This is a genomic window from Nocardiopsis rhodophaea (assembly GCF_039530945.1).
GTDB classification, from domain to species: domain Bacteria; phylum Actinomycetota; class Actinomycetes; order Streptosporangiales; family Streptosporangiaceae; genus Nocardiopsis_C; species Nocardiopsis_C rhodophaea.
This window is the reverse complement of the sequence record NZ_BAAAPC010000017.1, coordinates 1-16826: the sequence shown is the minus strand read 5'-3', so window position 1 is coordinate 16826 and position 16826 is coordinate 1. Positions and strand designations below refer to the sequence as shown.

General features: G+C 71.6%; 18 protein-coding genes. 8 read left to right on the top strand and 10 right to left on the bottom strand.

What is annotated here, in order from left to right:
• Nucleotides 1–99: 99 nt before the first annotated feature.
• Nucleotides 100–1137: a glutathione S-transferase family protein gene (locus ABD259_RS18425; RefSeq protein ID WP_344106104.1), complete on the top strand. Its 1038-nt coding sequence runs from the start codon at nucleotides 100–102 to the stop codon at nucleotides 1135–1137.
• Here the strand turns inward: ABD259_RS18425 and ABD259_RS18420 are convergent.
• Nucleotides 1115–2143, bottom strand: a complete 1029-nt coding sequence (locus ABD259_RS18420; RefSeq protein ID WP_344106106.1) for a phosphotransferase family protein — start codon at nucleotides 2141–2143, stop codon at nucleotides 1115–1117. The genes ABD259_RS18425 and ABD259_RS18420 overlap by 23 nt on opposite strands.
• A gap of 292 nt (nucleotides 2144–2435) precedes the next feature.
• Here ABD259_RS18420 and ABD259_RS18415 point away from each other — a divergent pair, with 292 nt between their 5' ends.
• Nucleotides 2436–2852: a hypothetical protein gene (locus tag ABD259_RS18415; RefSeq protein ID WP_344164155.1), complete on the top strand. Its 417-nt coding sequence runs from the start codon at nucleotides 2436–2438 to the stop codon at nucleotides 2850–2852.
• A gap of 75 nt (nucleotides 2853–2927) precedes the next feature.
• Here the strand turns inward: ABD259_RS18415 and ABD259_RS18410 are convergent, their stop codons facing one another.
• The 5 genes from ABD259_RS18410 to ABD259_RS18390 all read right to left on the bottom strand — a co-directional run bounded on the left by ABD259_RS18410 (nucleotide 2928) and on the right by ABD259_RS18390 (nucleotide 6251).
• Nucleotides 2928–3140, bottom strand: a complete 213-nt coding sequence (locus ABD259_RS18410; RefSeq protein ID WP_344106110.1) for a hypothetical protein — start codon at nucleotides 3138–3140, stop codon at nucleotides 2928–2930.
• Between the two features lie 231 nt (nucleotides 3141–3371).
• Nucleotides 3372–3911 (bottom strand): NUDIX hydrolase family protein, encoded by a 540-nt coding sequence (locus ABD259_RS18405; RefSeq protein ID WP_344106112.1) that lies wholly within the window; start codon nucleotides 3909–3911, stop codon nucleotides 3372–3374.
• 79 nt (nucleotides 3912–3990) lie between these two features.
• A complete protein-coding gene (locus ABD259_RS18400) occupies nucleotides 3991–4821 on the bottom strand; it encodes an SAM-dependent methyltransferase (RefSeq protein ID WP_344106114.1) in 831 nt (276 codons plus the stop codon).
• A 128-nt stretch (nucleotides 4822–4949) separates the two neighbouring features.
• Nucleotides 4950–5513, bottom strand: coding sequence for a TetR/AcrR family transcriptional regulator (locus tag ABD259_RS18395; protein WP_344106144.1), 564 nt, complete (start codon nucleotides 5511–5513; stop codon nucleotides 4950–4952).
• A 258-nt stretch (nucleotides 5514–5771) separates the two neighbouring features.
• Nucleotides 5772–6251 carry an Lrp/AsnC family transcriptional regulator gene (locus ABD259_RS18390; protein WP_344106116.1) on the bottom strand — a complete coding sequence of 160 codons (480 nt, stop codon included), beginning with the start codon at nucleotides 6249–6251 and terminating at the stop codon, nucleotides 5772–5774.
• A gap of 154 nt (nucleotides 6252–6405) precedes the next feature.
• On the opposite strand from ABD259_RS18390, the gene ABD259_RS18385 reads away from it, so the two are divergent.
• A complete protein-coding gene (locus ABD259_RS18385) occupies nucleotides 6406–7071 on the top strand; it encodes a LysE family translocator (RefSeq protein ID WP_344106118.1) in 666 nt (221 codons plus the stop codon).
• A 226-nt stretch (nucleotides 7072–7297) separates the two neighbouring features.
• Here ABD259_RS18385 and ABD259_RS18380 read toward each other — a convergent pair whose 3' ends face one another.
• Entirely contained in the window at nucleotides 7298–8035 is a 738-nt protein-coding gene (locus ABD259_RS18380; RefSeq protein ID WP_344106121.1) for a 4'-phosphopantetheinyl transferase family protein, read from the bottom strand.
• Between the two features lie 117 nt (nucleotides 8036–8152).
• On the opposite strand from ABD259_RS18380, the gene ABD259_RS18375 reads away from it, so the two are divergent.
• The 5 genes from ABD259_RS18375 (at nucleotide 8153) to ABD259_RS18355 (ending at nucleotide 11672) form a co-directional block, all read left to right on the top strand.
• Nucleotides 8153–8911, top strand: a complete 759-nt coding sequence (locus tag ABD259_RS18375; protein ID WP_344106124.1) for a DeoR/GlpR family DNA-binding transcription regulator — start codon at nucleotides 8153–8155, stop codon at nucleotides 8909–8911.
• A gap of 140 nt (nucleotides 8912–9051) precedes the next feature.
• The gene (locus tag ABD259_RS18370; RefSeq protein WP_344106126.1) at nucleotides 9052–9222 is read left to right on the top strand and encodes a hypothetical protein; all 171 of its coding nucleotides are present in this window, start codon (nucleotides 9052–9054) and stop codon (nucleotides 9220–9222) included.
• 67 nt (nucleotides 9223–9289) lie between these two features.
• Entirely contained in the window at nucleotides 9290–10096 is an 807-nt protein-coding gene (locus ABD259_RS18365; protein ID WP_344106128.1) for a DeoR/GlpR family DNA-binding transcription regulator, read from the top strand.
• A 243-nt stretch (nucleotides 10097–10339) separates the two neighbouring features.
• On the top strand, nucleotides 10340–11128 hold the full coding sequence (locus ABD259_RS18360) for a polyprenol monophosphomannose synthase (RefSeq protein WP_344106130.1): 789 nt from the start codon (nucleotides 10340–10342) through the stop codon (nucleotides 11126–11128).
• Nucleotides 11129–11282: 154 nt separating this feature from the next.
• Nucleotides 11283–11672 carry a VOC family protein gene (locus ABD259_RS18355; protein ID WP_344106132.1) on the top strand — a complete coding sequence of 130 codons (390 nt, stop codon included), beginning with the start codon at nucleotides 11283–11285 and terminating at the stop codon, nucleotides 11670–11672.
• A 2-nt stretch (nucleotides 11673–11674) separates the two neighbouring features.
• On the opposite strand, the gene ABD259_RS18350 is transcribed toward ABD259_RS18355, so the two are convergent.
• From ABD259_RS18350 to ABD259_RS18340, 3 genes are all read right to left on the bottom strand, one after another.
• Nucleotides 11675–12484, bottom strand: a complete 810-nt coding sequence (locus ABD259_RS18350) for an FAD/NAD(P)-binding protein (protein ID WP_344106134.1) — start codon at nucleotides 12482–12484, stop codon at nucleotides 11675–11677.
• Nucleotides 12485–12577: 93 nt separating this feature from the next.
• Nucleotides 12578–14104 (bottom strand): MFS transporter, encoded by a 1527-nt coding sequence (locus ABD259_RS18345; RefSeq protein ID WP_344106136.1) that lies wholly within the window; start codon nucleotides 14102–14104, stop codon nucleotides 12578–12580.
• Between the two features lie 119 nt (nucleotides 14105–14223).
• A complete protein-coding gene (locus ABD259_RS18340) occupies nucleotides 14224–16761 on the bottom strand; it encodes an ABC transporter permease (protein WP_344106138.1) in 2538 nt (845 codons plus the stop codon).
• Nucleotides 16762–16826 lie beyond the last annotated feature (65 nt).

The window sequence follows — 16826 nt, the reverse complement described above, 5'->3', positions numbered from 1 at the left end:
CGATCGCGTCAGGAGGCGGCTGGGCGGGTACAGAGCAGACGTGCCGGTCTGCGGCAGACGCACCCGGGTTACCCGCCGCCCGCAGCATGGGGAGGACCCATGAAGACCATCACCACCGCATCACCCGTCGACTTCGACACCTACGGCGACTACGGCACGTCCATGACCAGCCCGGGGGCCGCAGCCTTCGAGCGCCCTCCCTACACCTTCCGGGGCCGGATCGGCTCCCAGCGGTTCCCCGCTGAGTCCCGCCGGTACCACCTCTACGCCTCCTACGCCTGCCCCTGGGCGCAGCGCGCGCTCATCGTCCGCAAACTCAAGGGCCTGGAGGACGTGATTTCGGTCGGCATCGTGGACCCGATCCGCGACGGCCGGGGCTGGGCGTTTCGCGAGGGTCCCGGGCACGGGCCCGACACCGTCGGCCACTTCGCCCTGCTGCGCGACGTCTACACCTCCTCCCGGCCCGGCTACGACGGCCACGTGTCGGTCCCGGTGCTGTGGGACACCTTCACCCGCCGCATCGTGAGCAACAACTTCCCCGACATCACGACGGACCTCAACGCCTGCTTCAACGCCTGGGCGCGCAACCGCGTCGAGCTGTACCCGCCCGGGATGCGCTCCGATATCGACACGCTCAACCGCCGGGTCTACTCGACCGTCAACAACGGGGTCTACCGGTGCGGCTTCGCACCGAGCCAGGCCGCCTACGACACCGCGGTCAGCGAGCTCTTCGCGACCCTCGACGACCTGGAGGAGCGGCTGTCCAGCCGCCGCTACCTGTTCGGCGACCACATCACCGAGGCCGACGTGCGGCTGTGGGTGACCCTGGTGCGGTTCGACGTCGTCTACGTGACGCACTTCAAGACCAATGTGCGGCGGCTGGTCGACTACCCGAACCTGTGGGGCTACACCCGCGACCTCTACTCCGAGCCCGCGTTCCGCGAAACCACCAACTTCGACCACATCAAGCGGCACTACTTCGTCACGCACAGCGCGCTCAACCCGCGGCGGATCGTCCCGGCCGGGCCGCTCCTGGACTTCAGCGCTCCGCACGACCGCGCGCACCTGAGCGAGCGCGACCCGCACGCACAGCTCATCCGCCCGGGCGACATCGTCAGTCCGCGCCAAGGCGTGTGAGGCCGACCTCGATGAGACGGGGGACGGCGTCGCCGATCCGGTCGAAGTCCTCCCCCACGGTCTGCCCCTGGCCGAAGCGGTAGTGGATCCCTTCAAGGATGACGGCGAGCTTGAAGTAGGCGAACCCGACGTACCAGTCGAGGCGGGAAACGTCGCGCCCGGAGCGTCGGGCGTAGCGCTCGGTGATCTCGTCGCCGCCGGGGTAGCCCGCGGCCCGGTGGGCGTCGCTCACGCCGGGGACAGCGGGGAGGTCGGGGTCGCTGTAGGCGATGAGCAGTGCCAGGTCGGTGAGGGGGTCGCCGAGGGTGGACATCTCCCAGTCGAGCACGGCGGTAATGCCGTCAGCGGCGTCGACGAGGAGGTTGTCGAGCCGGTAGTCGCCGTGGACGATGGTCGGCGCGGGCGAGGCGGGTACGGCGGCGGTGAGCTTGGCCTGCAGCTCGTCGATGCCGGGGAGGTCGCGGCTCCGGGAGGAGGCCAGCTGCGTGGCCCACCGGCGCAGCTGCCGCTCGATGAATCCCTCCGGGCGGCCGAAGTCGGCGAGGCCGACCTCGGCGGGGTCGACGGCGTGCAGGTCGACCAGGGTGTCGATCATCGCCAGGGCGATGGAGCGGGTGCGCCGCGCTCCCAGCCGGGCGAGGTGGTCGGCCGCGCGGTAGGGCGTGCCCTCGACGTGGTCCATGACGTAGAAGCGCGCCCCGATCACCTCGGGGTCGTCGCAGTACAGGACGGTGCCGGGCACCGGGACGGGGGTGGGGGCCAGCGCGGTGATCACGCGGTGCTCGCGGGCCATGTCGTGGGCGGTCGGCAGCACGTGGCCCAGCGGCGGGCGGCGTACCACCCAGCGCCGGTGCCCGTCGGTGACGTCATAGGTGAGATTCGAGCGGCCTCCGGCGATCAGGGTGGCGCTCAGGTCGCCGCCGACCAGACCGGGCCGCTCCGCGTCAAGGTAGGAGCGCAGCCGCGCCGGGTCGAGCCCCGGAGGATTCGTCGTATCCGTGACCACTGTCGGCCCTCCCACTGTTCGACACCACAGAGAGCGACCAACATACCATCCGGTCGGTATCTCACTCCGAGGCGCCGCTGATCCGCGCCGCCATCCGGCCCCTGGGCCGCGACAGCGGCCTGTGGTTCGGCAACCACTGGATCGACGGCGCCACCCCGGCGCCCAGCCCCCGGCGCCGAATGTCGCGCCCCGCCGTGAAGCGACCGGCCGGGGCTCCGCTTGGCCCCACCGGGGCCGACTGCGCTTGGTACGGGCCTGGTTACTCAGGGATGGCGTGGGCTACAGTCCGATCATGCACTTCCACGGGTACTACTGGCGCGGCCTGCGGGCACGTCGGCAGAAGGAAATCGACGATTCCCACCCGGACGGCCCCCGCTTCGCGGTATCCGACATCCCTCCGCTGAAGATCTGTCATTGGCTGCGGAAGAGTCCCCCCATGCACCGCGGCACCTGGGAGACGGCCGCGGCGGGGGTGGCATGGATGGTGCGGTGCCATGACGGGATCGCCGACCTGGTGGTCGAACCATCGCCGTGGAATACGACCGAGGATCTCCGAGGGGCGACCACGGCGGCATTGGGGGCGGGGCGGGACGCCTGTTGGAACTACCGCCTCCACGGCGGCGAGCAGGTGTTCACCGCGGTGGTCTGCTGCCCCAACCTGTGGGAGGACCTGGCATGTCCCCTCAAGAAGCATCCCCCGGGCCGGTGACACGACGACGCGCGGGGCCGCCGCGGGCGCGTGCCTGCGGCACCGCCACGCGCGCCCGTGCGGCCGGGCGGCGGATCACAGCAGGCGCGACGGGTCATGGTGGCGGCCGGTGGCGGCACACATGCGGCACTCTTCGACGACCCGCTCCCACCCGATGCTTCCCGACGCCTCACGCGCGGGCTTCTCCGCGCTCCAGACGCCGGTTCCGCGGCAGTGGACACAGGGCTCGAACGGTCCGGCGCAGTACGTGCACTCACTCAGGGCGCACTGGCGGTAAGGGGGAACCATGGATCTTCTCTACCAGAATCCCGGCTCCCCACCCGTTCGTTTCTTTTCGGACACTTCAATCTCGGGTTATGTCGCAAGCGGTCCGAATGCCGCGGTGCGTCACGCTCCGCGCATGGGGCCGCCACCGCTCCTTTGCCCCGCTGTCGAGGAGCCCGCTCAACCGTCCCGGACCGAGGTCCGGGGCGTCGGCGGAGGTGCCCCGGCGCCGGGGACGTTCCGGCCGCGGGCGGGTCAGACCAAGCGGTTGACGTGGCCCAGCGCCTGGCGCAGCAGGACCCCCTGGCCCCCGCTCATCTCTTCCTGGACGGCCGGGCCCGCGGCCTCCTCCGGGGTGAACCAGACGAGGTCGAGCGCGTCCTGTCGGGGCTGGCAGTCCCCGGTCACCGGGACGACGTAGGCCAGCGAGACCGCGTGCTGGCGCGGGTCGTGGAACGGCGTGATGCCCGGTGTCGGAAAGTACTCGGCGACGGTGAACGGCTGCGGCGAGGCCGGAATGTGCGGCAGCGCCATCGGGCCGAGGTCCTTTTCCAGGTGGCGGACGAGCGCGTCGCGGATGCGCTCGTGGTAGAGAACCCGACCGGAGACCAGGGCGCGGCTGATGGTGCCGTCCGGGGCGGCACGCAGGAGCAGGCCGACGTGGGTCACCATTCCGGTGTCGTCGGCGCGCACCGGAACGGCGTTGACATAGAGGATGGGCAGCCGACGGCGCACAGCGTCCAGTTCCTCGGGCGAGAACCATCCGGGCGCGCTGTCACTCATGCTTTCCGTCATGCCGACGTTCTACCTCATGCGGGGACCGTGAGCGCGATCGACCCACCCGGTCCCCGTGGTCCAGTGTCCGCGGAGATGTTCAGGGCGTGCGGCCGACGGCGCAGAACTGCGCGACCGGGGTGGTGTCGGCGCCGGCACCGGGGCGCCAGGCCGGGCAGGTGACGACGCCGGGGTCCACCAGCACCAGTCCGTCGAACAGGGCGGCGAGCTCGTCCTTGGTCCGCAGCACGAGCGGCGTGGAGCCGCCCGCGTTCCACAGCCGCGCGGCCTCCTCCATGGCCTCGGTCTCCACCTCGGTGGTGGACAGCGAGACGGACAGGTGGCTGCCGGAGGGCACGGCGTCCATCAGGGTGCGGATGATGGACGCGGCCTCGTCGGTGTCGGTGATGAACTCCAGGACGCCGAGCAGCATGACCGCGATCGGCCGGTCGAAGTCCAGGGTGCGGGCGGCCTCCTTCAGGATGGCGGCAGGGTTCCGCAGGTCCGCGTGGAGGTAGTCGGTGGTGCCGCGCTCATCGCCGACCAGCAGGGCGCGGGCGTGCGCCAGCACGATGGGGTCGTTATCGACGTAGACGACGCGGCTGTCCGGGGCGACCGACTGGGCGACCTCGTGGGTGTTGTCGGCGGTGGGGATACCGGTGCCGATGTCGAGGAACTGTCGGATGCCGACCTCCCCCGCCAGGTAGCGCACGGCCCGGCCGAGGAACGCGCGGTCGGCGCGGGCGTTGGCGCCCATCTGCGGCATAGCGCGCAGGATCTGGTCGCCGGTCGCGCGGTCGGCCGCGAAATTGTCCTTCCCACCCAGCCAGTAGTCCCAGATACGGGCCGGGTGGGCGGTGCTGGTGTCGATCTCGGCCGGTGGTGCCGGGGCGTCGAAGCGGGGTTTCATCCAGTCGGGACGCTCGGTCATGCGGTCCCCCCATGTTCTGCGCTGGGCGTCGGTGCTCGTCGCCCGAATCCTAAGCGCGGCAGGGGTTGTGCGCGTTCCCGGGGCGGGTGTTCCAGTGCCGTCGGCGCGGGTGGCGGGCGCGGACGGGCTCAGGGGTGCGCGGGTGCGGGGCGGAGGGCGTCCAGGAGGAGGCGGGCGTAGTGCGCCCCGATCTCGTCGGGGGTCAGGGCGCCGTCGGCGCGGTACCACGTGCTGAGGTGGTGCACCGAGCCGAAGTAGAAGTCCACGACGAGGTCGGCGGGCACGCGGGCGGCGAAGACGCCCTCGCGCTGGCCCTCGGTGATCAGGGAGCGGAACAGCTCGTGGTAGCGGCGGCGATCGGCGCGGACCTCGCGCTGCTTGGCGGCGCTGAGCTGGTGCATCGAGCGGAAGAAGATGGTGGCGTCGTCGAGGTTGGCGATGGTGCTGACGACGACGTCGGCCGCGGCCCGGCCGAGGCGGTCGGCGACCGGCCCCTCGGAGGCGGCGATCTCCTCCAGCCGGGTCATCTGCATGCGCAGGATCCGCTCGTAGACCTCGGCGAGCAGGTCGTCCTTGGAGGCGAAGTAGTGGTACATCGCGCCCTTGGTGACGCCGGCGGCGTCCACGATCTCCTGCACCGAGGTGCGGTCGAAGCCCTTCTCGGCGAAGAGCCGGGTGGCCGCGCTGAGCAGCCGCCGCGGAACCGTCTCCGCATCGGCCGCGGGGCCGTCAGCCCGATCGGCGGGGGTCGCCGGCGATAATGGCGCGGATCTCGCTGTGCTGCCACTGCCTCCGCGGGTTCCGACGGCCACGGCACGGCCTTTCTCTTGCTGCGACGGTCGACCCCGTGGGGTCGCGCTTCCACCAGCCCCGGCGGGGGCCACGTGCACACAATAGACCGGCGGGCGGCCCGAGCGGGGGTGACCCCGATCACCCCGACCGTTCTCCCGCTACCGCGGCCCATCGGGCGGGAGCAGCGGGCCGCCCTCCCACTCCTGGAACACCAGGGTCGTCTGCACCTGGTTGATCTCGGGACGGCCGGTGAGTTCGTCGATGACGAGCCGCTGCAGGTCGGCGACGCTCTCGGCGGCCACGAGGACCAGGAAGTCGTCGCGTCCGGCCAGGTGGTAGAGCGCACGGGTCTCGGGTTGGGCGCGGATGTGCTCGGCCAGCGCAGTGAGCAGCTCGCGGCGGTGCTGGGCGCGGATGGTGAGGAACGCCTGGATGGGCCGCCCGAGGGCCTCCGGTGCGACCTGGAGGCGGTAGCCGAGGATGACGCCGTTCTCGCGCATCCGGTTGACGCGGTCGAGGCAGGTGGAGGCCGCGATCCCCACCGTGGCGGCGAGTTCGCGGTTGGTGATCCGTGCATTGTTCTGCAAGACCCGCAGAATCTCCAGGTCTGTCGAATCAAGTCGCATATTTTCGGTCATGGACCGAATTTATCACGGCAGTTTGCCAAACTCTCCGAAGACTCTTCATAATTATGCTGTTGTTTCCGTGAAACGACCGGGCTCAAGCCCCGGTCGTTTCGTCGTGTTGCGGGCCACGGCGGTGACGCGGCTCGCTCGATGGGAGGGATCGGATATGCCGCAGCCAGAGCACCTGCTCCTCTTCACGCTCACCACGGTGTTGATCGTGGTCCTCCCAGGGCCCGACTTCGTCCTGGTCACCCGCAACACCCTGACCGGAGGGCGGCGCACCGGATTCGCGACTGCCGCGGGATGCGCCCTGGGCATGGCGGCCTGGGCCGCGCTGGCCGTGGCCGGGCTGATGGTGCTCGTCGCGTCGAACCCCACCATCCTGCTCGTGCTCCGCCTCGCGGGCGCCGCCTACCTCGTCTATTTGGGGGCCAGCGCCCTGGTGCGGCTCTGGCGGCGATGGCGTTCGGGGACGCTGGCCGAGGTCGCCGGCGACCCGTCCGAGATCGGCCACGGGGACGGTGCGGCGGCGGGCCGCGGAGGCGCGCCGTTCTGGCAGGGGCTGCTCAACAACGTGCTGAACCCGAAGCCGCTCGCGTTCTTCCTCACCGCCCTGCCGCAGTTCATCGACTCCCAGGCCAACGCCACCGCGCAGACAGCGGTCCTCGGCTCCATCGTGGTGGCGCTGACGGCGGTGTGGTGGCTCATCTACATCACGTCGATCACGCGGCTGAGCGCGTTCCTGCGCCGCCGCCGTGTCCGCCAGGGCATCGAACTGGGCAGCGGCGTCGCCCTCACCGCCTTCGGCGTCGCACTGGCGCTGGCCGCCTGACCGCATCCGGCCAGCACGCCGCCCTCGGGCCGTGTTCCTCGCGTCATTCCGGGCTCGTGGCCGCGCCCCTACCGTGCACGCTCCACGATGGTCGCGCAGCGAGGCCCGGGCAGCACTCGCCGCGCCGCTCCACTCGCCATGCCGACCTGAATCGACGTCGGGCAGCCGCTTGCGTGCCGCGCCCTGGGGGGCCGCCCACGGCCCCGAAGCATGCGAAAAGCACGGTTCAGCAGGCGCACAGCAGTGGGGCGGCCTCGCGGATGGTGAGGTCGAGGGGGCCGGGGACGAGCGCGGCCAGCGCGGCGCGGTAGTCCGCTCCGGCGTCCAGGTCCGTCAGCCACACGTCCGCGGGGGCGTCGGGTGCGTCCCAGGAGACGACGCGCGCCCCGGCGTCCGGACCGGTGACACCGACCGTGCCCAAGCCCCCGGAGAGGCCGTCCCCGGTCGCCTTGAGCAGCGCCTCCTTCCGCGCCCAGTAGCGGAAGAAGCCGGGGGTCCGCCGCGCGGCCGGCAGCCCGCGCCACAGCGCGAGTTCCTCGGCGGTGAGCGTGTAGGAGGCCAGGCCGTCGATGTCGCGTTCCTCCGCGACCGCCTCGACGTCGACGCCCACCTCGACGCCGTCGGTCACGGCGAGCACGACGCGGTCGCCGGAGTGGCTGATCGAGATCTCCAGACCGAGCGCCGCTCCCGCGGGCCGCGGTTTGCCGTGCGGATCGGTGCGGGGCTCGCGGCGCAGCTCGCAGTTTCTGCAGTGCAGGGTGAACCGCACCTGCTCCGGCGCGCAGTCGGCCCGCTGCGCGCACACGAGTCGCGCCAGGGCGTGGGCCACGACGAAGCGGTCGCGGTCGGCCGCCAGCCGGAAGCGTGCGTGCCGGGCGCGTTCGCGCTCGTCCAGGAGGTCGAACAGGCCGGGGTGCGCCTGGGCCGGGTCCGCCCACCACACGTCACAGGTCGCTTGCGTCACGCCCCCATTCTGGCGGGTCGCCCACCCGCCTGACGCACGCGGGGTCAGTGTTTGTTCAAACACCGATGACGGACCTTCTTCGGCAGTTCGAACATCACGCGTGTTTGAATGGCCGGTATGGACAGCGCCGCCAGAACCGATCTGATCGTCGCCCGGATCCGGGAGGCGGGCGAGGTGAACGTGGTGGAACTCGCCGAACTCACCGGGCACTCCGAGATGACCATCCGTCGCGACCTCGACCAGCTCGCCGCCCACGGCGTGCTGCGGCGGATCCGCGGCGGGGCCGTCAGCCTGGTCCCACGCGGCCAGGAACCGCCCTACGCGCTGCGCGAGCGTCAATCGGCCGGGGCGAAGAAGCGCATCGCCGCGGCCGTCGGCGAACTGATCCGCCCCGGCCACGCGGTGGCCATCGACGGCGGCACCACCGCAGCGGAGGTCGCCCGCGTCCTGGCCGGGCGACCCATCACCGCCATGCCCCTGAGCCTGCAAGCCGCCCACGTACTCAGCGCCGACCGCGAGACCAAGGTCCTGCTGGCCGGAGGCGAGCTCCGCCCCGGCGAACTCACGCTGCACGGCCCACTGACCGAGGCCTCCCTCCAGGCGGTGCGGTTCGACGTCACCGTCCTGGGCAGCTGCGGCCTCACCGTCACCGACGGGATCACCGCCTATGACCTGGGCGACGCCGCGGTCAAACGTGCCGCCATGCGCTCGGCCCAGCGCACCGTCGTGGCGGCCGACGCCACCAAGCTCGGCCAGGTGGCCATGGGCCACGTCGCGCCCGTCACCGCCATCGACACTCTGGTCACCGACACCGACGCCCCCGAGCAAATCGTGGCCGAGATCCGAGCGGCCGGGGTGACGGTCATCCGCGCCTGATCCCCGCGCCCGCGGTCGGGCGGGATGTGTAACCGCGCACCCGGCTGGGAATCCGTTCTCCAGGCCCCGGCGCGCGGTGACGCGGCTCACGTCACCGGGAGTCGGGGCGCCGGTTGGTCCGTCCCCCTAAAGGAGGCCCCGTGTCCATCATGCTGATGTTCGGAATCGGGTCTCTCGCCATGTTCGCTCTCCTCGTCGGACTGTTCATGACGGCTCTGCTGGCCGCGTCGGGCGACGTGAGCGATGACGACCAGGCCGATGACGAGGAGATCAACCGGTCGTTCGACGCCCACGGAGTGCACATCGGCTGAAGGCGCCCCGCCTGATCCCGCCCTATGATCGAGCCGACGACCCGGCGCGATCAGGGGGGATACACGGATGACCGAGGAGACCAAGCCCGCGTTCGCGGCGGAACGCCGGGAGCGGATCCTGGAGCTGGTGCGCGCCAACGGGGCCATGGCCCTGCGTGATATCGCGGCCCATGTCCGCGCCTCCGAGGTCACCGTGCGCCGCGATATCCGCGTGCTGGAGGCCGAGGGGCTGATCGACCGGCGGCGCGGTGGGGCCGCGCTGCCCGGACGGCTCGGCCACGAGCCGAGCTACACACAGCGGTCGGGCACGTCCACCCCCGAGAAGCTCGCCATCGCGTCGGCCGCCGCGCGGCTGGTGCAGGACGACGACGCGATCGTGCTCGGCCCCGGGAGCACCACCGAAGCCCTGGCCCGCGAGATCGTCGGGCGGCGGAACCTGACCGTGGTGACCAACTCGCTGCCCGTCGCCGAGGTGCTGGCCGCGGCCCCGGGGGTGGAGGTGGTGATGACCGGCGGCACCCTGCGCGGCACGACACTCGCGCTCGTGGGTACCGCCGCCGAGCAGTCGCTGGCCGGGCTGCGGGTCCACCGCGCGTTCGTCTCCGGCAACGGCGTCACCGCCCAACGGGGGCTCAGCACCCCCAACCCGGCCGTGGGCAGCACCGACCGGGCACTGGCGGCCTGCGCGGAGGAGGTGATCGTGCTGGCCGACCACACCAAGGTCGGCGCCGACACCATGGTGCAGACGGTGGCGCCGGAGAACATCGCCCACCTGATCACCGACAACCACGCCGACCCCGAGGTCCTGATGACGCTGGAGGACATGGGCACACTGGTGCACGTCGCGGTGCTGGACGTCGACCGGGGCGAGTAGGCCCCGGTGTTCCGGCGGTCCGCATCCCGGCGGGCGGAAGGATTCCGGTACTGCGGGGGCCGACGCGCTCGGCGAGCGTGACCCCAGGTCGCTGGCGGCCCGGGGCCGAACGGCCGATACTGGTCAGTGAGGGTGGGCACGGGCAGCGCCGGGGCCGTCCGAGGGCGTACGCTACCGCCTACCCGCGCGTGGGCTGCTTCCCCACGCCGGCCCGCCCGATCGTCATCCCCTGGAGCGCGCTGTATGCCGATTCCCGTGACACTCCCGGAGCCGTGGTCGCAGGCCCGGGTGACCGTTGTCGTCCCCACCTACAACGAGGCCGACAACCTCCCCGTCCTGGTCGAGCGGCTCTTCGCGCTCGACCTTCCGGAACTGCGGCTGGTGATCGTGGACGACAACTCCCCGGACGGCACCGGGGAGATCGCCGACAAGCTGGCCGCCGACCATGGGGAACTGGGCGGGGGCACGCCGCGCATCACGGTCGTGCACCGCACCGCCAAGGACGGTCTCGGGCGCGCGTATATCGCCGGGATGACCAGGGCGCTGGACGACGGCGCCGACTTCGTCGCCCAGATGGACGCCGACCTGAGCCACCCGCCTGGCTACCTCCCGCAGCTGCTGGGCACCCTGCTGTCCACCGGCGCCGGGGTCGTCATCGGCAGCCGCTACGTTCCCGGTGGGAGCCTCTCCGAACACTGGGACCTGCGCCGCCGCCTGCTCAGCGGGTGGGCCAACGCCTACGTCAAGACGATCCTGGCGATGCCGATCCGCGACGTCACGGCCGGGTTCAAGCTCTGGCGCCGCGAGGCATTGGAGGCTCTCGACCTGCCGAGCATCCACAGCAGCGGCTACAGCTTTCAGGTGGAGATGCACTTCCGCGCCTACCGGCGCGGGCAGAAGATGGTGGAGATCCCCATCCACTTCGAGGATCGGCAGGAGGGGTCCAGCAAGATGGACTTGGCCGTCCAGGTCGAGTCCGCGCTGCGCCCGTTCCGGCTGCGCAGGTACGAGCGCGACGCCCGAGGGAAGTAGCCGCCAGCACGGTCCCGGGCCGAGCGTGCCGCCGGACCGCCGGTGGGACGGCGATCCGGACCCGGTGCGTGTCCGTCCGCCGGTCGTGTCACCGGGAGGTGCCAGACTCAGGCCCAGTCCGCGCGCCCACACCCGCCCCAAAAAGAGGCCTCCCATGATCAAGATCGCTTTGACCAGCGTCTACGTCACCGACCAGGAGAAGGCGCTCGCCTTCTACACCAACGTGCTGCGTTTGAAGAAGAAGGTCGACTTTCCCGTCGACGGCGACCGGTGGCTGACCGTCGTATCGCCCGCCGACCCCGATGGCGTGCAGCTCCTCCTAGAACCCGGGGGCAGCCGGATCGCCCAGGAGTACCAGCGCGCGATGATGGAGGCGGGCATCCCCATGACGTCGTTGGGCACCGACGACATCCACGCCGAGTACGAGCGCATGCGCGACTTGGGCGTGCACTTCATCATGGAGCCCACCAGGGAGGGCCCGGTGACCCAGGCCGTGTTCGACGACACCTGCGGCAACCTCATCGGCCTCCACCAGGAGGACTGACCCTACCCGTGCCCGCCGTCCCTCGCAGAGCCCCGCACGCGGGCGCGGCCCTCGCGCAGCACCGTGTCCGTGATCAGGTCGGCGAGACGTTCCGCCTGATCGCGGATGTGCGGGAGAGCATCGGCCCGGTGCCCGCGCCGGGCTGGACCAACCACGAACATGCAGCGGGACGGGCCGCCCGCGACGGTGATCAGAGCGCCGCGCGGACAGCTGGCCAGTCCCGGCTCGGCCGACGGCGCGGGTACGCCGCTGATCGGCGGCGGCGCGTCGAGCCCCGGGTCACCGGTGGCCACCACGACGGAGCCCGCGCGCAGCCGCTCCTGGTCGGCGGACCGCGACTCGGCTCCGGCGGGCGGCTGTCGGCCTGGGGCGAGGTGCAGCACGACCCCCTCCGCGTCGGCCTCGACCGCGGCGACGCGGGCCGTGCGCTGGTGGACACCGACGTGCGGCCACGCCCAATCAGCGGTCCGCGCGAGGGTCGCCGCGAGGTAATCGCCGTAGACCCGGCGGGGCAGGTGGGTTTTGGGGCCGCATGCCAACCCGGTGCCCCGGGCCCATTCCAGCAGGTGGGCAGGGCGGTCGGGGAACGCGGACAGGGCGCCGACCGGGGCGTCGAGCCGCTGGCCGTCGCCTGCCGAGCAGCAGGTCCCGCGCGCGTGGCGACCGTGTTCGTCGAGCAGCACGACCTCATATCCCAGCCGCAGCCAGGTGGTAGCGCGCAGCAGGGCGATCACCGCCAGGGTGGCGCTGGGTCCCCCGCCCGCGAAGGCGATGACCGGTTCGGCGGCAACAGCCCCGTGTCCCACACCCATATGTCGAGGGTGCCATCCTCCCGGTCCGGCTAGGAGAGTTTCGCACGGGGAGCGACACCGCCAACGCGGATCGTGACGCCCATGTCGCCGTGGTCAGCCGCGCGCCGATGAGCCGCTGCCCGCAGTCGACCCCGGGCAGCGGCTCATCGGCGGCCCGGACACGTCGCAGAAGCTGCGTTCAAACGCCGGGGCCTGCGGTTTCGGGCGCAGCAGCAGGAGGGAGAACAGGGCAGCGAGCACGCTCAGCCCGGCCAGGATCAGCATCGCCGAGCCGAACCCGCCCGCGATGCCGCGCCCACCGGTGACCCCGGCCAGCACGGGCACCGCCGCCACGCCGATCAGCTGGGCGCCGCGGGCCAGCGTGTTGTTGACCCCGGAGGCCACCCCGGCATGCCGTTCGGGCGCCGCGGCCAGCACCGTCGCCGTCAGCGGCGCCACCGCCGCGGACAGCCCCAGCCCGATCAGCAGCACCCCGGGCAGCACGCCCGTGGCGTAGTCAGCCAGCGTCGCCGTACTCCCGGGCTCAGGTTCGCCGAGCCGCGCCAGCACGAGCACCCCGGCGGCCACCAGCAGCGGGCCAACCGTCAGCTGCGGACGCGGCCCGATGCGCTCGGCCAGTTTCCCCGAGCGACCGGAGAGCAGGAGCATCAGCACCGTGATCGGCAGCGCGGACGCACCCGCGGCGACCGCGGAGTAGGCACGCACCTCCTGCAGGTAGATCACCAGCAGGAAGAACAGCGGGCCCAGTGTTCCGTAGACCAGCACGGTCACCGCGTTGGTCACGCTGAACCGCACTGAGGAGAAGATCCCCAGCGGCAGCATCGGGTGGGCGCTGCGCAGCTCGGCCCCGAGGAAGGCCGCCAGTGCCGCGGCACCGACCACGGCACTGGCCGCGACCGCCGCCACCGGGACCTCCGCTGCCCCCGACTCGATCAGCGCGTAGGTGATCCCCGCCAGCCCGGCCACGCCCAGCACCGCCCCGGGGTAGTCCAGCCGTTCCGGTGCGGCCTCGTCGCGCGACTCGGGGAGGAAGCGCCAGGCGATCACCAGTACCACCACGGCCAGCGGCAGGTTGATCAGGAAGATCAGCCGCCATGAGCCGGCGTCCACCAGCCAGCCGCCGACGAACGGTCCGACCGCCGCGGCCACCCCCGTCAGCCCCGACCACGCGCCGATGGCCCGTGCCCGGTCCTCACGGCGAAACCCCGCCTGGATGATGGCCAGGCTGCCGGGCGTCAGCATGGCGCCGCCCACCCCCTGCAGCACCCGCCCCGCGACCAGCCAGGACAGATCCGGCGCCGCGGTGCACAGCGCCGAGGCGACCGCGAACCAGGCCACGCCCAGCGAGAACAGCCGGACCCGGCCGAACCGGTCGCCCAGCGAGCCGCTGAGCAGGATCAGCGCCGAGAGCGTGATCATGTAGCCGTTGGCGGTCCACTGCAGCCCCGACATGCCCGCGTCCAGGTCGGCGGCGATGTCGGGGAGTGCGACGTTGACGACCGTGGAGTCGAGGAACGCCATCCCCGAGCCCAGGATCGTCGCGGCCAGGATCCACCGCGCCGCCGGTGTTCCCCAGGCGACGCCGCCCGCTTCGGCCCGGCCGGCCCCCGCCTTGCCCATGCGGCTCACCCCCGGCACACACTACGGCGCGGACGGCCCCCGAGACAGGGAACCGTCCGCGCCTCCGGTGTGTCGCGCAGGCCGCCCGGTGGAAGCGCCCCGCGTCGCACCGGGTGCGGCTACTCGCTGGCGAGAGCCCCGGTGATCGAAGTCTGCGCGGCCTTGCGGCCCGGCAGCACCGACGCCAGTAGCCCGGCGACCACCGCGACCGCGATGAACACCGCGATCTGCCCGGCGGGGAGGGCGAACAGCATCCCCCGGAAAGAGGAGGCGCCCGCGGCCCACCCGAAGAGCACACCGAGCCCGATGCCCACGCCCGCGCCGATCAGGCACAGCAGGACCGCCTCCAGGCTGAGCATCCGCCGCAGCTGCCCCCGGGACAGCCCCAGCGCGCGCAGCAGCGCCGACTCGCGGGTGCGCTCCAGCACCGACAGCGCCATGGTGTTGGCGATGCCGAACACCGCGATCACGATCGCGAGGCCGAGCATGGCCGCGATCGCCAGGAACGCCGTGTCAAGCATGTCATCGAACTGCTTCTTCATCTGGGACAACGACGTGACCTGCAGCGTCGGGTCGTCGTCGACCGCGGCGTAGACCGCGTTGCGCACCTCGTCCGATTCGGCATCGTCGGCGCCCTTCACCGAGACCCGCTGGTTGTCCTTGATCTTCGGGAAGTCCGCGGCGAAGTCCTCCTTGTCCAGGATCGCGCCGAACATCTGGGCGGACTCCTTGGTGACCGCGACGATCTCGAAGGAACGCTCGCCCTTCTCGGTCTCCAGCGTGTAGGTGTCGCCCACCCCGAGCCCGCCGGACACCATGTCCTCCGAGAGCACGACCTTGCCGGGGCCGAGGTCGGCCAGGTCGCCGGACGTCGTCTCGGCGGTGACGTCGGTGCCGACCTCGCCATTGAAGTAGGCGGTGACCCGGGTGGGCTCGCCCCCGTTCTCCTGAAAGGTGGAGCGCTCAGCGATGACCGTGGCGATCTTCGAGGACTTCTCCAAGCGGTCGGCGACGTCGTCCGGGACGCCCTCGACTTCACCCGAATCCATGCCGACCTGCCGGGAGATCTGGTAGTCGACCGGGAACTGCTTGTCCATCATGTCGGTCATCGTCTTGGAGACCGAGGCACTGACGACGGAGTAGCCGGTGATGAGGGTGGCGCCGACGGTGAGGGCGATCATGGCGGTGGCGGCGCGCTTGGGGCTGCGCCGCGCGTTGTCGGCTGCCAGCATGCTGGGCACGCCGACCTTGCGCATGGGGATCCCCACGACGCTCACGACGGCGCGGACCAGCAGTGGGCCGGTGATCACCACACCGATGAAGGCGAGGATGCCCGCCACCGCTGTCAGGACCAGGCCCATCTGGCCCTGCGCCCCCCGCAGCGCCATAGCGAGCAGTCCGGCGGAGGCCAGGAAGAACACCGAGCCACCGGCGATGCGCTTCCACCCGACGCCCTTGTCGAGGCCATGCGCCACCGCGCTGGTGCGCAGGGCGGCCAGCGGCGGTACCCGGGTGGCCCGCAGGGCGGGGACCAGCGCGGCGAACAGCGTCATCAGGGTGCCCACGAGCATTCCGACGATCACCGCCGCCGGGCTGACGACCAGGGGCGTGGAGGCGCCACCGGCACCGAAGGCCTCGCCGCCCACCACGTAGGCGCCGTACCCGATGCCGATGCCGGCGAGCACTCCCAGGGCGGAGGCCACCAGGCCGACGATCAGTGCCTCGATCAGCACGCTGCGGAACACCTGCCCGCGTTGGGCGCCGACGCACCGCAGCAGGGCCATTTCGCGCTGGCGCTGGGCGATGAGGATGGCGAAGGTGTTGTAGATGACGATGCCGGCCACGAACACCGAGATCAGGGCGAAGAGCATGAGGGCGGTGGCCATCACGTCGGCCTGGGCTCCGGCGCTCTTGGCCAGCTCCTCTCCCTTCTTCTGCCCGGTCATGACCTCGGCGCCGCTGCCCGCCACCTTCTCGACGGCCGATGCGACAGCGGTGTCCTCGGTGCCGTCGGCGCCGACGACGTCGATCTCGGTGAAGTCCGAGACGCCGGTCATCTCCGCCGCGGTCGTGGGGGCGAACGCGACGACGCCCATGAAGGCCAGCTCCTGGTCGATACCGAAGTCGATCAGGCCGGTCACGGTGAACGTGTGCTTCTTCCCGTCAGGGTCGAGCACCGTGACCTTGTCGCCGACCTCGTAGCCGGTCTCGGAGGCGGTGTTGGTGGCCAGCGCGACCTCGTCGGCGGCCTCGGGCAGGCGCCCCTCGGTGGCCGAGTAGCGGGTCGCGTCGCTGACCGACAGGCCCACTGTCGGGAAGGCACCGACGGCACGCCCCTCCTTGTCGAGGAGCGGGGCGTCGGCCTTGATGACGCCGTCGGCCTTGGCGACCTCGGGCAGGTCCCGGATTTCGTCCAGGGTCGAGCTCGGCAGCAGTTCGGGGTCGGCATCGGGGGCGGCGGGGCCGTTGTCCTCCGGCTGCACGATCGCGGCGAACTTGTCGGCGGACCCCATGACCTGGGAGCTGAAGCCCTCCTTGAGGGTCCCGGTGAAGACGAGGGTGCCGGAGACGAACATGACGCCGAGGACGATGGCTAGGGCAGTGGTGATCAGCCGGCTCTTGTGCATCCGCAGGCCGGCCAGTGTGGTGCGCAGCATGGTGGGCTCAGGCCTCCAGCTTCACAAGCCGGTCCAGCACGGTCTCGGCGCTGGGGCCATACACC

Coding starts and splice junctions, on each gene's coding strand:
- ABD259_RS18340 (WP_344106138.1), bottom strand. CDS start 16,761: ATGCTGCGCACCACACTGGCCGGCCTGCGGATGCACAAGAGCCGGCTG.
- ABD259_RS18425 (WP_344106104.1), top strand. CDS start 100: ATGAAGACCATCACCACCGCATCACCCGTCGACTTCGACACCTACGGC.
- ABD259_RS18350 (WP_344106134.1), bottom strand. CDS start 12,484: ATGGGTGTGGGACACGGGGCTGTTGCCGCCGAACCGGTCATCGCCTTC.
- ABD259_RS18410 (WP_344106110.1), bottom strand. CDS start 3,140: ATGGTTCCCCCTTACCGCCAGTGCGCCCTGAGTGAGTGCACGTACTGC.
- ABD259_RS18360 (WP_344106130.1), top strand. CDS start 10,340: ATGCCGATTCCCGTGACACTCCCGGAGCCGTGGTCGCAGGCCCGGGTG.
- ABD259_RS18400 (WP_344106114.1), bottom strand. CDS start 4,821: ATGACCGAGCGTCCCGACTGGATGAAACCCCGCTTCGACGCCCCGGCA.
- ABD259_RS18385 (WP_344106118.1), top strand. CDS start 6,406: ATGCCGCAGCCAGAGCACCTGCTCCTCTTCACGCTCACCACGGTGTTG.
- ABD259_RS18365 (WP_344106128.1), top strand. CDS start 9,290: ATGACCGAGGAGACCAAGCCCGCGTTCGCGGCGGAACGCCGGGAGCGG.
- ABD259_RS18355 (WP_344106132.1), top strand. CDS start 11,283: ATGATCAAGATCGCTTTGACCAGCGTCTACGTCACCGACCAGGAGAAG.
- ABD259_RS18415 (WP_344164155.1), top strand. CDS start 2,436: ATGCACTTCCACGGGTACTACTGGCGCGGCCTGCGGGCACGTCGGCAG.
- ABD259_RS18345 (WP_344106136.1), bottom strand. CDS start 14,104: ATGGGCAAGGCGGGGGCCGGCCGGGCCGAAGCGGGCGGCGTCGCCTGG.
- ABD259_RS18390 (WP_344106116.1), bottom strand. CDS start 6,251: ATGACCGAAAATATGCGACTTGATTCGACAGACCTGGAGATTCTGCGG.
- ABD259_RS18405 (WP_344106112.1), bottom strand. CDS start 3,911: ATGACGGAAAGCATGAGTGACAGCGCGCCCGGATGGTTCTCGCCCGAG.
- ABD259_RS18375 (WP_344106124.1), top strand. CDS start 8,153: ATGGACAGCGCCGCCAGAACCGATCTGATCGTCGCCCGGATCCGGGAG.